General features: G+C 34.8%; 15 protein-coding genes. All 15 read left to right on the forward strand.

From position 1 onward, the window contains the following. Positions 1 to 43: 43 nt before the first annotated feature. The 15 genes from IPN31_10935 to IPN31_11005 all read left to right on the forward strand — a co-directional run bounded on the left by IPN31_10935 (position 44) and on the right by IPN31_11005 (position 13,785). A complete protein-coding gene (locus IPN31_10935) occupies positions 44 to 1,672 on the forward strand; it encodes an acyl-CoA carboxylase subunit beta (GenBank protein MBK8682396.1) in 1,629 nt (542 codons plus the stop codon). A 505-nt stretch (positions 1,673 to 2,177) separates the two neighbouring features. Further along, positions 2,178 to 2,801: a Pr6Pr family membrane protein gene (locus IPN31_10940; protein ID MBK8682397.1), complete on the forward strand. Its 624-nt coding sequence runs from the start codon at positions 2,178 to 2,180 to the stop codon at positions 2,799 to 2,801. A 65-nt stretch (positions 2,802 to 2,866) separates the two neighbouring features. Continuing rightward, positions 2,867 to 4,219, forward strand: coding sequence for a DASS family sodium-coupled anion symporter (locus IPN31_10945; protein ID MBK8682398.1), 1,353 nt, complete (start codon positions 2,867 to 2,869; stop codon positions 4,217 to 4,219). Positions 4,220 to 4,958: 739 nt separating this feature from the next. Beyond that, positions 4,959 to 5,630, forward strand: coding sequence for a hypothetical protein (locus IPN31_10950; GenBank protein MBK8682399.1), 672 nt, complete (start codon positions 4,959 to 4,961; stop codon positions 5,628 to 5,630). Between the two features lie 335 nt (positions 5,631 to 5,965). Further along, the gene (locus tag IPN31_10955; protein MBK8682400.1) at positions 5,966 to 6,709 is read left to right on the forward strand and encodes an NYN domain-containing protein; all 744 of its coding nucleotides are present in this window, start codon (positions 5,966 to 5,968) and stop codon (positions 6,707 to 6,709) included. A gap of 118 nt (positions 6,710 to 6,827) precedes the next feature. Next, on the forward strand, positions 6,828 to 7,601 hold the full coding sequence (locus IPN31_10960; GenBank protein ID MBK8682401.1) for a glucose 1-dehydrogenase: 774 nt from the start codon (positions 6,828 to 6,830) through the stop codon (positions 7,599 to 7,601). A 627-nt stretch (positions 7,602 to 8,228) separates the two neighbouring features. Continuing rightward, positions 8,229 to 8,561, forward strand: a complete 333-nt coding sequence (locus tag IPN31_10965) for a winged helix-turn-helix transcriptional regulator (GenBank protein MBK8682402.1) — start codon at positions 8,229 to 8,231, stop codon at positions 8,559 to 8,561. Between the two features lie 19 nt (positions 8,562 to 8,580). Beyond that, entirely contained in the window at positions 8,581 to 9,417 is an 837-nt protein-coding gene (locus IPN31_10970; GenBank protein ID MBK8682403.1) for an arsenite methyltransferase, read from the forward strand. A gap of 37 nt (positions 9,418 to 9,454) precedes the next feature. Next, positions 9,455 to 9,877 (forward strand): arsenate reductase ArsC, encoded by a 423-nt coding sequence (locus tag IPN31_10975; protein ID MBK8682404.1) that lies wholly within the window; start codon positions 9,455 to 9,457, stop codon positions 9,875 to 9,877. 65 nt (positions 9,878 to 9,942) lie between these two features. Continuing rightward, a complete protein-coding gene (locus IPN31_10980; protein MBK8682405.1) occupies positions 9,943 to 10,191 on the forward strand; it encodes a hypothetical protein in 249 nt (82 codons plus the stop codon). 26 nt (positions 10,192 to 10,217) lie between these two features. Further along, positions 10,218 to 10,406, forward strand: coding sequence for a hypothetical protein (locus IPN31_10985; GenBank protein MBK8682406.1), 189 nt, complete (start codon positions 10,218 to 10,220; stop codon positions 10,404 to 10,406). A 202-nt stretch (positions 10,407 to 10,608) separates the two neighbouring features. Further along, positions 10,609 to 11,637, forward strand: coding sequence for an LLM class flavin-dependent oxidoreductase (locus tag IPN31_10990; protein ID MBK8682407.1), 1,029 nt, complete (start codon positions 10,609 to 10,611; stop codon positions 11,635 to 11,637). A gap of 192 nt (positions 11,638 to 11,829) precedes the next feature. Further along, the gene (locus IPN31_10995; GenBank protein MBK8682408.1) at positions 11,830 to 12,153 is read left to right on the forward strand and encodes a hypothetical protein; all 324 of its coding nucleotides are present in this window, start codon (positions 11,830 to 11,832) and stop codon (positions 12,151 to 12,153) included. Continuing rightward, a complete protein-coding gene (locus IPN31_11000) occupies positions 12,150 to 12,401 on the forward strand; it encodes a hypothetical protein (GenBank protein MBK8682409.1) in 252 nt (83 codons plus the stop codon). The genes IPN31_10995 and IPN31_11000 overlap by 4 nt, the downstream gene beginning before the upstream one ends. Positions 12,402 to 12,657: 256 nt before the next feature. Further along, positions 12,658 to 13,785: a hypothetical protein gene (locus IPN31_11005; protein ID MBK8682410.1), complete on the forward strand. Its 1,128-nt coding sequence runs from the start codon at positions 12,658 to 12,660 to the stop codon at positions 13,783 to 13,785. Positions 13,786 to 13,896 lie beyond the last annotated feature (111 nt).

Raw genomic sequence — 13,896 nt, forward strand, 5'->3', positions numbered from 1 at the left:
CTTGTGTTCTTCTATTTTTGCAAAAATCATTTACAGTAAAAACATGAATTTAGAATTTAATAAAAATGAAGATGCATTGAAATTATTGGTTTCTAAAATGCAGCAGCGTCAAAATAAAATTGAAGAAGGCGGCGGAAAAAAACGCATTGAGAAATTACATGCACAAGGAAAATTAACAGCAAGAGAACGCATAGATTTATTGTTGGATAAAGATGCACAACGCATCGAAATTGGTTCCTTCGCCGGATATGAAATGCACGAAGAACATGGTGGTTGTCCTGCTGCCGGAGTTGTAGTTGTAATTGGTTATGTTGAAAAACGATTATGTGTAATTGTTGCAAACGATGCTACTGTAAAAGCAGGTGCATGGTTTCCAATTACCGGAAAGAAAAATTTGCGTGCCCAGGAAATTGCAATGGAAAATCATTTACCCATTATTTATCTCGTGGATAGTGCCGGTGTTTTTCTGCCGATGCAAGATGAAATTTTTCCCGACAAAGAAAACTTCGGTCGCATATTTCGCAACAATGCAATTATGAGCAGTATGGGCATTACACAAATTGCCGCCATCATGGGTAGTTGTGTTGCAGGTGGTGCTTACTTACCTATTATGAGTGATGAGGCATTGATTGTAAAAAACACAGGCAGTATTTTTCTTGCAGGTCCTTACTTAGTGAAAGCTGCTATTGGTGAAGATGTGGATGCAGAAACTCTCGGTGGCGCATTAACCACTACAGAACTTTCCGGCATTTGCGATTATGCCGCAGAAGATGATGCAGATTGTATTAAAAAGATTCGTGAGATAATGAATAAACTCGGTGCAAAACCACAGGCCGGTTTTGATAGAATTAAACCCGCAGAACCTAAATTAAATCCCGAAGAAATTTATGGCAACACTCCCACCGAAGCTTCCAAACCTTATGACACTCATTTTCTTATTCAGCGATTAGTTGACGATAGCAATTTCGAAGAATATAAAGCTGGATATGGTAAAACAATTATCTGTGGTTATGGTCGGGTTGATGGCTGGGCAGTCGGCATTGTAGCCAACCAACGCAAGACAGTAAAAAATAAAAAAGGTGAGATGCAATTGGGCGGAGTTATCTATAGCGACAGTGCCGATAAAGCCGCTCGATTTATTATGAATTGCAATCAGAAAAAAATACCCCTTGTGTTTTTACAAGATGTAACCGGTTTTATGGTAGGCACCAAATCAGAACATGGCGGCATTATAAAAGACGGAGCTAAAATGGTGAATGCCGTTTCCAATTCCGTAGTACCAAAATTCACAATTATCGTCGGCAATAGTTATGGTGCAGGCAATTATGCCATGTGCGGCAAAGCCTACGATCCCCGATTAATAGTTGCCTGGCCCAATGCAAAAATTGCCGTAATGGGTGGCGCTCAGGCAGCAAGCACATTAATGCAAATTCAGGTATCATCCCTCAAAGCAAAAGGCAAAGAATTAAGTGCCGAAGATGAAGCCGCTATGCTCAAAGAAATTACCGACCGCTATAATACACAAATGACTCCCTACTATGCCGCAGCCCGCCTTTGGGTAGATGCCATAATTGACCCCATCCAAACCAGAAACTGGATTTCTCTGGGCATAGAAGCCGCCAATCAAAACCCGGATATAAAACCATTTAGTACGGGTGTGATGCAGGTGTAGGGGGAAGAAAAAATAATTAGGAGCTATTTCCTGCTATTCGTTCCAAGTCCTCGCCCGTGAAAAACGGGCTGCGGGCTTTCCACTACTATCGGGGCTAAAAATTCAATACTAAAAACGGGGTGCTAGCTTTCCACTATCCCGATAATTATCGGGTGGGCTAAAAAAAACATCCTACATCGTAAAAACCATGTCGTCCACACATTAAAAGATGTCGTTTCATCATCGGAACATGTCTTTTCGTGATTGGAGCATGTCGTTTCGCCTTCGGAAGATATACTTTAAAGTCTGGGAGATGTCTTAAAGATGTGAGAAGATGTCTTTAGTTCTCGCAGGGTACTTCCCTCCAATAAAAAAATAAATAAATCACAATCCCCTTCGATGGTTGGAGTAATCATACCAATCCTTTAATCAAATTAATCATAGTTCAGACAATTACTCTATACCCAATACCATTTAATTTAGATTTGAATTTACGCTTGTTAGCAATCACTAAAAGTAAAATCATATGAAGAAAAAATTTGAAATAATTGGTTTTATAATAACCTGGTTAGCTGTTATAGCTCAATTGATTTTAATGATTCAAAACAGACAAGCAGACATTGCAGAAACTGTAATCCGCTTTATAAGTTTCTTTACTATACTAACAAATACACTTGTCGCACTTTACTTTTCTACAAAAGTTTTTAAACTTTCAAATAATCTATTTAGTAGAAATGGTGCATTAACTGCCATCACTACTTTTATTCTAATTGTTGGAATTGTGTATCAAATAGCGTTAAGAAAAATTTGGGCTCCCACAGGATTACAATTAATAGTAAATGAATTATTGCACACCATAATTCCATTATACTTTTTAGTGTATTTGATTCTTTATTCAAACAAATCTGATTATAACTACAAACAAGTTCTTGCTTGGATAATTTATCCAATAGCATATTTGATTTTCGTATTTACAAGAGGTTATTATTCCAATTATTACCCCTACCCTTTTTTAAATATCTCAGAGATTGGTACACGGCAAGCCGGCATCAATACTGTGATTATTTTCTGTGCATCCGTTTGCTTAATGTTATTATTAATTTTTATAGGAAAGCATTTTAAAAGAATGCAGAATTGGAAAGAGAATTAGAATAAAAACGCATACCTTTCATGCATTAAACCTAAAAAGAATAACCACTAAACCACTCCCGGTAAATGCGCAAATCAATTATTAATTTCATTCTCTCATTTGTAATTGCAATTGTAATTACACTTCTATTAAAAGAACCCGGCTTTACTGATTCTCAAACCTATGTTATCTTCCTCCTGTTTTTTTCTATCGGCCTTTGGGCAACGGAAGCAATACCCGCTTTTGCAGTTAGCTTATTCATAATTGCATACTTAGTTTTCGCATTAGGTAACCCACATATTAATTCAGCGCCGGAAAATATTGAACAGTATGCACAAACATTTTCCGATCATATTATATGGTTGCTACTCGGTGGTTTTTTTCTTGCCAAAGCAATGGCAAAAACAAAATTGGATCAATCACTTATTACAACCACACTTAAAATTGCAGGCACTAATCCACGCAATATTTTAATCGCATTAATGGCAGTTACCATGTTGTCTTCTATGTTGATTTCAAATACAGCTACCACTTCAATGGTACTTGCAGCCGTGATGCCTTTAATACTTTCATTAGGTAAAAATTCAAATGTTGCCAAAGCTATAGTATTAGGTATTCCTGTTGCTTCCACTGCTGGCGGTATGGCAACAATTATAGGCACCCCCGCAAATGCAATTACAGCAGGAGTGTTACGAAATGCAGGAATTGAAATTGATTTTTTGGGTTGGATAATTTATGGTTTACCCCTTGCATTAGTTCTCACTATTATTTGTTGCATCGCACTTATTATTAAGTATTTAAAAAACACTGATCCCGTTTCAATTAATAGTTTGATTGAAGAAAAAAGCGACGATATAAAAACATCACTGCTTTATCGCAGAATAGTAATTGTTGTTATAATTATTACTGTTGGCTTATGGTTAACCTCTTCTATTCACGGATTAACTGCAGCATCGGTTTGTGCTGTTCCACTTGTAGTATTTACACTCACGGGAGTACTTAATGGAAAAGATATTCAAGGTATGGGATGGGACACATTATTTTTAGTTGCCGGAGGATTATCACTTGGCCTTGCACTTGAAAATACAGGATTATTAAATCATTATGCGCAGATGCTTTCTAATTTGCAATTAAACAGTACATTTCTATTGTATCTTTTTGGTTTTATGGCAATGCTTCTCGCAACAGTTATGACTAACTCAACCACAAGTACATTAATGGTTCCTATTTGTATGTCAATACTTGTCGCATTTAAATTAGAAGTAGCACTTATTGTTGCACTCTCCTCATCCACTGCATTATTATTATTAGCATCCAGTCCATCCAATGCAATTATTTACGGCACTGGTTTTATTCAGCAAAAAGATCTTCGGCTTACCGGATTATTATTCGGATTAATCGGCCAGTTGATTACAATATTGTGGGTTACTTTTAATTAATAAATTGACAGTGGACAATGAAAAAAACTTAGACCATTGACTTTTGACATTGACGAAAAAGTTTCAAGTTTAAGATGGCTATTGGCTGTTTGCTATTGGCTTTTAGCTATTGGCAGTTGGCTATTTGCAGTTGGCTAAAAAAGTTTCAGGTTTCAAGTTTCGGGTTGAAAAAAACTCATCAGTGATTTTTTCATTTATAATTTACAATTTACAATTTACAATTGCCTTTTGCTTATTGCAAATTATTTTTCACCACTCACTATTCACTAAAAAAACTCCCTCTTTTTCATTTATAATTTACAATTGCCTTTTGCTTATTGCTTATTGCAAATTATTTTTCACCACTCACCACTCACTATTCACTATAAAAAACTCATCACTCATTTTTTCATTTATAATTTACAATTGCCTTTTGCTTATTGCTTATTGCAAATTATTTTTCACCACTCACCACTTACAATTCGCTATAAAAAACTCATCACTCATTTTTTCATTTATAATTTACAATTGCCTTTTGCTTATTGCTTATTGCAAATTATTTTTCACCACTCACTATTCACTATAAAAAACTCATCGCTGATTTTTTCATTCATCATTTATAATTTACAATTGCCTTTTGCTTATAGCTTATTGCAAATTATTTTTCACCACTCACTATTCTCCATTCTCCTGTAACCATTTCACATCTCATTGCCTCTAATTTTTGTATTGAATTATTAAACAATAAACAAAAAATATTATGAGTAAAAATTTTAAACAAAAGGCTATAATGCTACTTGCTTTTATAAGCCTGTTTTCATCAATAGCATTTTCACAAGCACAATCCACTGCCACAAAAAGCACTGTTGCAAATGCTGAAAATACTTACAATGCCAGTACATTAAAATTAAGAACAGACATGCGGTTTCTTTGGTCGCAACACATGGAATGGACTTATGCTGCGGTAACCGCATTTTTTACAACAACAAGAAATTATGATGCTACTGCGGCTCGATTACTTCAAAACCAAGTTGATATTGGCAATGCGATTAAACCTTACTATGGCGACGCCGCAGGTGATGCATTAACGAAGTTGCTTCAGGAACATATTATATCTGTTGTAGAAGTAATGACAGCCGCAAAGCATGGCGATCAGGATAAACTAAAAGTTGCGATAGAAAAATCTTATGCAAATGCGGCATCTATCGGTGACTTCTTAGCGAATGCAAATAAATATTGGCCTAAAGATTTTGTACGGGATATGTTGAAGACACACATTGATCAAACATTGGTGTATGCAACTTCAATTCAGCATGATGATTTTACAAGTGGTATAAATGCCTATGGTGAAGCTGAACACCACATGATGATGCTGGCAGATGCACTTAGTAATGGCATTATTGCAGCCTTCCCCGATAAGTTTAAAAAGTAAGTTGTAAAGTCCTTATTTTTTTGATGAGTGCTTGCTTGATGGTAACATGAAGCAGGCGTTTTTTTTTAAACCTTTAAATTTCTAGACTTCATATCTGCTAAGGAATTTGTATTTCCAGATATCATAATTGAAGATAATAATTTAATAAAGCATTATTTTTTAAGTAAAAAAAAATAGAATATTTTGCTTAGATATAATCCTTCTAAGAATATTCTTACCACCATTTATTCAATTCAAAGATTTCCAGTTCCAAATGCTTACATTTAAATTTGTTCTTTGTAAGAATACCATTGAAGTATTTATAACAAGCATCATTAAAAACTAAAAACAAAATTATGACCGACGATAAACTTGCAGTATTAATAGACGCCGACAATGTGCCTTATTCAATTGTGAAAGAAATGATGGAAGAAATTTCTAAGAATGGTACACCAACCATTAAACGTATTTATGCCGATTGGACAAAACCCACCGTTTCCGGTTGGAAAAATATTCTTTTAGAAAATGCAATTACACCTATTCAACAATACAGCTATACATCAGGAAAAAACTCCAGTGACAGCGCATTGATAATTGATGCAATGGATATTTTATATTCTGAAAAAGTTAATGGCTTTTGCATTGTTTCCAGCGATAGTGATTTTACAAGATTGGCGACAAGACTCAGAGAAGCAGGAATGATTGTAATAGGATTTGGCGAAAAGAAAACACCGCAACCTTTTATTTCTGCTTGTGATAAATTTATTTATCTTGAAATTTTAAAAGCCAAAACCAAGGCAACAAATGGCGTTTCCAATTCTTCAAAGAAACATAAACGAGATGACGATCCCATTAGTAAAGTGGATGCGAAAACAATACAGCTCATCACAGATAGTGTAAATGATTTGGCAGACGAAAGTGGCTGGACTTTTTTAGGCAGCTTAGGAAATTTTATCATTAAAAAGAAACCCGATTTTGATCCGAGAAATTACGGCTATTCCAAATTGTTGCCATTAATAAAAGGTATAAATAAATTCGAAATTGATGAAAGAGATACCGGGGTAGGTAATATCAGGCATATTTATTTAAGGCAAAAATAAATTACGTACTCAACAGTAAATATTTAGCAGTCATGCATTCAATTTAAGATTGAATAAAACATCTTCTTACAAATTTGAATACGTTCTATTCAATTAATTAATACATAAAAAATAGTTTATGATACCTTCTTCTTTATTTGATTTAACAGGAAAAACTGCTATCGTTACCGGTGGTGGAAATGGAATTGGAAAAGCAAGTTGTAAATTACTTGCAGCTTATGGAGCTAACGTTGTAGTGTCTGATTACAATAGTGAATCCGCAAATGCGGTGGTGAAAGAAATACAAAAAGAAGGCGGCAATGCAATTGCAATTGATTGCGATGTAACCAAAGATGAAGAGCTTGTACAATTAGTGGAAGGAACTTTAAAAGCATTCGGACAAATAAATATTTTAGTAAATAATGTTGGGGGTGGTGGTGCAGGTAAAGAGAGTCCATCACAAATTAAAGTAGATCAATTTAAAAAAGTATTTGAGATGAATGTGTTTAGCATGTGGCGTATGTGTCAACTCGTTGCTCCACACATGCAGGAATCCGGTTATGGAAGTATTATTAATATGTCTTCTATGGCGAGTATAAATTCCAGTCCTGCTATTAGTGCTTATGCTTCTTCAAAAGCTGCAATAAATCATATGACAAGAAATCTTGCATTTGATTTTGGTCCTGTAATCCGAATAAATGCAATTGGTCCGGGCGCAATTCATACCGATGCTTTAGCTAAAGTTTTAACTCCTGAAATAGAAAAGAAAATGTTGGCACATACACCATTACAACGATTGGGAAAACCCGAAGATATTGCAGGTGCTGTGTTGTATTTTGCTTCACCCATTTCTAATTGGGTAAGCGGTCAGGTGTTGTTTGTGAATGGTGGTGGAGTGCAAACGTTGGATTAAATAATTGTTGAAGAAAAACATAAAAAATATTTTTCTATTAATTAAGTTTTTGACCCATCTCTTATCTTCCCCTTCCTCCGGCAGGCAAGCTTAAAAGTTTACCCGCTGAAGGCAGGGGAAGACGTTTGTGCAGTGATTCTCTCAAACAAGTAGTATTTTCAATTGCTTTCGATCTAACCTAAATAAAAATTAATAAAATCAATTTGAATGAAATCTTCAAAAGAAGAATTTATTTCCCTCCCCTTTTAAGGGAGGGGAAAAGGCAAAGGGAAGACGTTTAAGAAGTTGTTCTATCAAACTCTTATTTAAATAATGAGCTACCCTTCATTCGATAATAAAAATTAATAAATATCAATAGGATGGAAAAACATCAAGATTAGGAGAGTTTATCGCTCTCCCCTTTAAGCTTGCCTGCCGAAGGATGGGGAGAGTAAGGAGATGGTCAAACTATAATAAAAACTAATAAATATCAATTTGACCTAAATCTTCAAAAGAAAGATAATTTATCACTCTCCCTTCCTTCGGTAGGTAAAATTTTTAAGTGAGGAGGAAGAAAAAAAAAATGTTAAATAATTTGGAGTTTAAATAATCTTCATCGTAATATTGCAATATTATATTGATAAGAGTATGGGAGCATCAAAAACAGAACATTTCACAGCTAAGCAAAATGCTATTGCGAAACTTGCCAAAGCATTAGGTCATCCGGCGAGGGTAGCTATTGTAGAATATTTAATGAAAGTGGATACTTGTATCTGCGGCGATATTGTAAATGTATTGCCCCTCGCCCAGCCTACAGTTTCTCAACATCTGAAGGAATTGAAATCCGCTGGATTAATTAAAGGCAGTATTGAAGGCAATGCGATTTGTTATTGTATTGACGAAAAAGCGATTGAAAAAATAGAAAGTTATTTTACAAATATCTCCAACAAACTCACTGATAAAAAAAATAATTGTTGTTAAAAAAATAAAAAATATCATTATGAAAAATGCAGAAGAATTAAAAGAATTAGTAAAACAGAAATACAGCGAAATCGCATTACAGGATAAAGAAACAAATCAATCTTCTTGCTGCGGCGCAGGTGGCTGCTCTGATGAAGTGTATAATATTATGAGTGAAGATTATACAACATTAGAAGGCTATAATCCCGATGCAGATCTTGGTTTAGGTTGTGGATTACCCACTCAATTTGCTAAAATAAAAGCAGGTGATACTGTAATTGATTTAGGAAGTGGCGCAGGTAATGATTGTTTTATTGCAAGAAATGAAACCGGTGAATCAGGAAAAGTAATTGGTATTGATTTCACTCCTGCCATGATAGATAAAGCAAGAGCAAATGCAGAGAAATTAGGTTTTAATAATGTAGAATTCCGTCAGGGTGATATTGAAAAAATGCCGGTTACTGCAAATGTTGCTGATGTGATAGTAAGTAATTGTGTGTTGAATCTTGTGCCCGATAAAAACAATGTGATTAAAGATATTTTCAGAGTATTAAAAGCCGGTGGACATTTTAGTATTTCTGATGTGGTTCTTGTAGGTCAGCTTCCTGATAAATTGCAAAAAGATGCTGAGATGTATGCAGGTTGTGTGGCAGGTGCCATTCAGAAAGAGGAATATTTAGAAATGATAAAAGCGAATGGTTTCACCAATATCACTATTCAAAAAGAAAAGTCTATTCATGTGCCCGACGATATATTGAAAAATTATTTAAACGAAAAAGAATTAAGTGAATATCGCAATGGCAACACCGGTATATTCAGCATAACTGTTTACGCCGAAAAACCAAAGGCATGTTGTGAGCCGGGTTGTTGCAGTTAATTTTTAAAACAATAGTATTCTTGTTTTATTCTAAATTATGATTCCAAAAAACATATTAGTACTATGCACAGGCAACAGTTGCAGAAGTCAAATTGCGGAAGGGTACTTACGATTTTTTGCAAAAGATAAAGCTGTTATTTATAGTGCGGGAATTGAAACACATGGCGTAAATCCAAAAGCAATTGCAACTATGCTTGAAGATGAAATAGATATCAGTAATCATACTTCAAACCATGTAGATGAATATGCATCTATCCCATTTGATTTTGTAATAACTGTTTGCGATAATGCAAAAGAAAAATGTCCCTACTTCCCTACTTCTGCAACAAAATTTCATCATAACTTTCCCGACCCTGCTAAAGCAATTGGAACAGAAGATGAAGTAAAAGCCGAATTTAGAAAAGTGAGAGAACAGATAAAAGAATATTGTAAGGAGTTTATTGAAAATAATTTAAAGTAATCCCGTAATATTGAATTGCGGTTTGCTTTTCAAATCGCTCTTTATCACTTTTTAAAAACTCTATCATGGCAAAAGACATGCACATCGAAAAATCTATAATCATTAATACTCCAAAATCAGAAGTATTTGATTTTTTAAAATTTATAAAAAATCAAAACCAATTCAGTGTCTGGAATATGAAAGATCCCAACCAGAAAACCACCGAACAAGGTACTGATGGCACTGTTGGATATATTTATACATGGGATAGTAAAGACAAAAATGTAGGTGCCGGTGCGCAAGAAATAAAAGCGATTACACCCGGAGAAAAATAGAATACGAACTCCGTTTTGAACGACCAATGAAAAACACTGCACAATCAAAATTTATTATTGAATCAGTTTCAGAAAATCAAACAAAAGTATCCTGGGATTTTCGTGGTCCTACTAAATTTCCAATGAGTTTATTCAAAGGCCTAATTGCAAAAATGCTTGGAAAAGATATTGCCAAAAGCTTGGAGAATTTAAAGGCAAAGCTGGAAGGTAAATAGTAGTCTGAACTTTGATTAAAATGATTACATGAATACTATGATTTTTTTACCCGGTACTTTTTTTAATCATAGTCCTCAAACAATTAAACAAATCATAGTTCAGAAATTTTACTCACTATTCACCACTCACTACTCACAATTCACTATTCACAATTCACAATTCACCACCCAATACCAGATACCCGATACTCAATACTAAAAAATGGAAATAGGCATAGATAGTTTCGCAGGCGTTCCAGATTCAGGAAACGGAAAATCAGACAATGCAAAAGCAATGGCTGAATTATTAGAGCGCATGGAATACGCCGATCAAATGGGATTGGATGTATTCGGAATCGGCGAACATTACCGCAAAGAATTTCTTGACTCCGCACCCTACATGATACTTGCCGCAGCCGCTTCAAAAACAAAACGCATCACACTTACAAGTGCAGTAACCGTATTAAGTGCCGCCGATCCCGTGCGGGCATTTCAGAACTATGCCACCCTCGATCTTATCTCTAACGGTCGTGCCGAAATGGTGGTAGGTCGTGGTTCTTTTATCGAATCCTTTCCGCTGTTTGGTTACGACCTGAATGATTACGACGAGCTCTTCACCGAGAAATTAGAACTGCTGCTCGCCATTCGGGATAAAGAAACAATCACATGGAAAGGTCGCTTCCGTCCGGCATTACATAATCAGGCAATCTATCCCCGGCCAATTCAAGCACAATTGCCCATTTGGTTAGGCGTTGGTGGCACACCCTCCTCTTTTTCCAGAGCAGGCGAGTTGGGCATGCCATTAATGGTAGCCATTATCGGCGGCAACACACATCGCTTTCGTCCATTAATAGACATGTATTATGAAGCCGCCGAAAAAGCCGGACATGCAAGCAATACCCTGAAAGTAGGTTTACATTCATTAGGCTATGTAGGCGCCGATGCCGAAACTGCCCGCAACAATTATTATCCCGGCTATGCAGAAACATTTACCCGCATCGGCAAAGAAAGAGGCTGGCCACCCGTAACCCGTCCGCATTTCGACAATCAGACAAATCCACTCGGCGCATTAGTAGTAGGCAACGCAGAAGAAGTAGCAGAAAAAATATTGCGACACAGCAAAGCACTCGGTGGCATTTCCCGCTTCACATTCCAAATGGACAATGCCGGCCTCTCCCACTCTCAACTCATGCAATCCATAGAACTCATCGGCAAAAAAGTAAAGCCACTTGTGTTAGCAGGGTTGGGGTAATTGGGTGAGATAAATAAAAGATTTAAGGAGCAATTTCCCGCTATTCACTACAAGTCCTCGCCCAAGAAAAATGGGCTGTGGGCTTTTCGTTCCTATCGGGGCTAGAAATGCTACAACGTATAACATCCACATCCTGTTGAAAACATAAAGGATAACAAATGGTAATTTTATTTTTTACAAATTATCCTTGTGATGCAGATATCTAAAGAAAAAGCATATTCAATAATTGAAGATTTGGTTCAGCGATTTACCGAGCAGCATTCTTCTTATACTAATTCAGATTATAACGAAACACTTACTCGTCGGGATTTTATTGATCCGTTTTTCAAAGCACTTGGTTGGGACGTAGATAATTCTGAAGGGTATGCAGAATCCTATCGGGAAGTAATAAAACTCGAAACCAAACTCAATTCAATTCAAAGCAAAATAGATTACTGTGAAGAAAAGATAAATACAATAATGTATCAGCTTTATGAATTGACAGAAGAAGAAATTAAAATAATAGAAGGAATATGAAATCAAATACTAAGATCAAACTTGAAGATGCAATTAACAATGCAGAACATTACATTGAACAAATGCTATTAATGGATGATAAAAAACTAAGCAAGCATCTTATTTTATTTCGCATTCAAATGGAAATGGCATATAAACAAAAAAACTTTGAGGCTTATGAGCTTTTATATGAATATGAAAAACAGGTATTTACTGCTATAATAAGAAAGGATAAAACGTTAATGAGTATGAAAGGGAAAGGTGATTGATAGTTGGCTATTGAGATTAATATATTTCCCTATCGGTTGGTGTCCTCACCAACAGAAACCTATCACTTAACTCGGTGGGTGCGGACACCCGCCGATAGGGAAATCAAGTCCAATCAATCACACAAGATCGTCAAGTCATAGAATACAAAAACCTACTTTCTGATTAATAAATGGCGATTACAATTTATTCCTGTGTAAATTAGAGTAACCCCGTGTCGAAGTCAGGAAAAAATCATTAGTTTTAAAAAAAACTTATATGTCTAATAGGTATATAATTGAATTTTCAAATGATGACTCAGATTTAATTGAAACAATCATGACATTGGGGGCTGCTCCAATTATCAATAAAGTGCTAGGGGAAAGAAAGACTGAATGGTTTTGCACAATAACTGATACAATAACAGAATTAAGAGAGACTCGACGTGGATGGACCAAACAAGAAGCTCAACAAAAAGCTTTTAATGCCTTAAAAGAATCAAATGAAAAATTCGATGAGAGAAAGAGAGAAAATAGAGAAATAGAGAAACGCTTAAAACAAATAGAATTAGAAAATCAAACTAAAATTGAACATCAAAAAAAGCTACCACAAAGGTCAAAATCAGCATCCGAATTAATTGGGGCCATAATTGGATTTATTTTAATTTTAGCATTAATTATTTGGCTAATATTTAAAGTTATGTTGCCCTTAATTTTAATAAATTCCACAATAATTTTATTAATATTAAGCTTAACTTTTAAAAGATACAAAACTCCAACTTTATTTGTTTCATTATTAAGTTTGATTTATTTATTTTTTGATTATAATAATGGATGGTTAACCCAGACCTTAGTCAACAATGTAAAATTTCTGCATGATTTTATACCTCTAATATTTTATGTAAATGTAATTGCAGGAATGCTAAGTGTTTATTTCTTAATAAAATATTATTTTGAACATTCTGATTCAGCATTTATAACACATGCAAATTTCAATAAAAATGATCTAATAATTATTCCTTCAATAGCAACTACTACGGCATTAATCATTTTTCTACAATTGAATCTAGGCAATAATAACTTTAACAGCACTACAAATAAAATACAATCAATAAAAGTAGCCGAAAGTAATAATCATAAACAAAATCAATCAATAAAAAGTCCACCAATAATTAAGAAATTAAATACTGAACAAAATTCAATTCGGAATAACGACCAACTAATAGTAAAAAGTAAACAAGCATATTTTTATAACTCCCCGGATTATACAACTAAAAGGAAAGCCTATTTAATAGAAGGAGATAAAATACAAGCTTTGGAAATCAATAATGATTTTGTGTATACTGTTTTTACCAATAAAGCAGGCATAGTTACAATAGGGTGGCTATTAAGAAATGATTTTTATTAACCTAATTACAAGTTGTGCTTAATCAATCCAACTAATCTTTTTGCCCAATTAAATAATTTATATTTCCGCAGAGTTCACATTTTATTACTTTACAGCAGCCATATAAACCCC

It is taken from the genome of Bacteroidota bacterium (genome assembly GCA_016715425.1).
Lineage (GTDB): Bacteria > Bacteroidota > Bacteroidia > Chitinophagales > BACL12 > JADKAC01.

Bases quoted from the DNA above. Each gene is read 5' to 3' on its own strand.
- IPN31_10935 (MBK8682396.1), top strand. From the start codon at position 44: ATGAATTTAGAATTTAATAAAAATGAAGATGCATTGAAATTATTGGTT.
- IPN31_10940 (MBK8682397.1), top strand. From the start codon at position 2,178: ATGAAGAAAAAATTTGAAATAATTGGTTTTATAATAACCTGGTTAGCT.
- IPN31_10945 (MBK8682398.1), top strand. From the start codon at position 2,867: ATGCGCAAATCAATTATTAATTTCATTCTCTCATTTGTAATTGCAATT.
- IPN31_10950 (MBK8682399.1), top strand. From the start codon at position 4,959: ATGAGTAAAAATTTTAAACAAAAGGCTATAATGCTACTTGCTTTTATA.
- IPN31_10955 (MBK8682400.1), top strand. From the start codon at position 5,966: ATGACCGACGATAAACTTGCAGTATTAATAGACGCCGACAATGTGCCT.
- IPN31_10960 (MBK8682401.1), top strand. From the start codon at position 6,828: ATGATACCTTCTTCTTTATTTGATTTAACAGGAAAAACTGCTATCGTT.
- IPN31_10965 (MBK8682402.1), top strand. From the start codon at position 8,229: ATGGGAGCATCAAAAACAGAACATTTCACAGCTAAGCAAAATGCTATT.
- IPN31_10970 (MBK8682403.1), top strand. From the start codon at position 8,581: ATGAAAAATGCAGAAGAATTAAAAGAATTAGTAAAACAGAAATACAGC.
- IPN31_10975 (MBK8682404.1), top strand. From the start codon at position 9,455: ATGATTCCAAAAAACATATTAGTACTATGCACAGGCAACAGTTGCAGA.
- IPN31_10980 (MBK8682405.1), top strand. From the start codon at position 9,943: ATGGCAAAAGACATGCACATCGAAAAATCTATAATCATTAATACTCCA.
- IPN31_10985 (MBK8682406.1), top strand. From the start codon at position 10,218: ATGAAAAACACTGCACAATCAAAATTTATTATTGAATCAGTTTCAGAA.
- IPN31_10990 (MBK8682407.1), top strand. From the start codon at position 10,609: ATGGAAATAGGCATAGATAGTTTCGCAGGCGTTCCAGATTCAGGAAAC.
- IPN31_10995 (MBK8682408.1), top strand. From the start codon at position 11,830: ATGCAGATATCTAAAGAAAAAGCATATTCAATAATTGAAGATTTGGTT.
- IPN31_11000 (MBK8682409.1), top strand. From the start codon at position 12,150: ATGAAATCAAATACTAAGATCAAACTTGAAGATGCAATTAACAATGCA.
- IPN31_11005 (MBK8682410.1), top strand. From the start codon at position 12,658: ATGTCTAATAGGTATATAATTGAATTTTCAAATGATGACTCAGATTTA.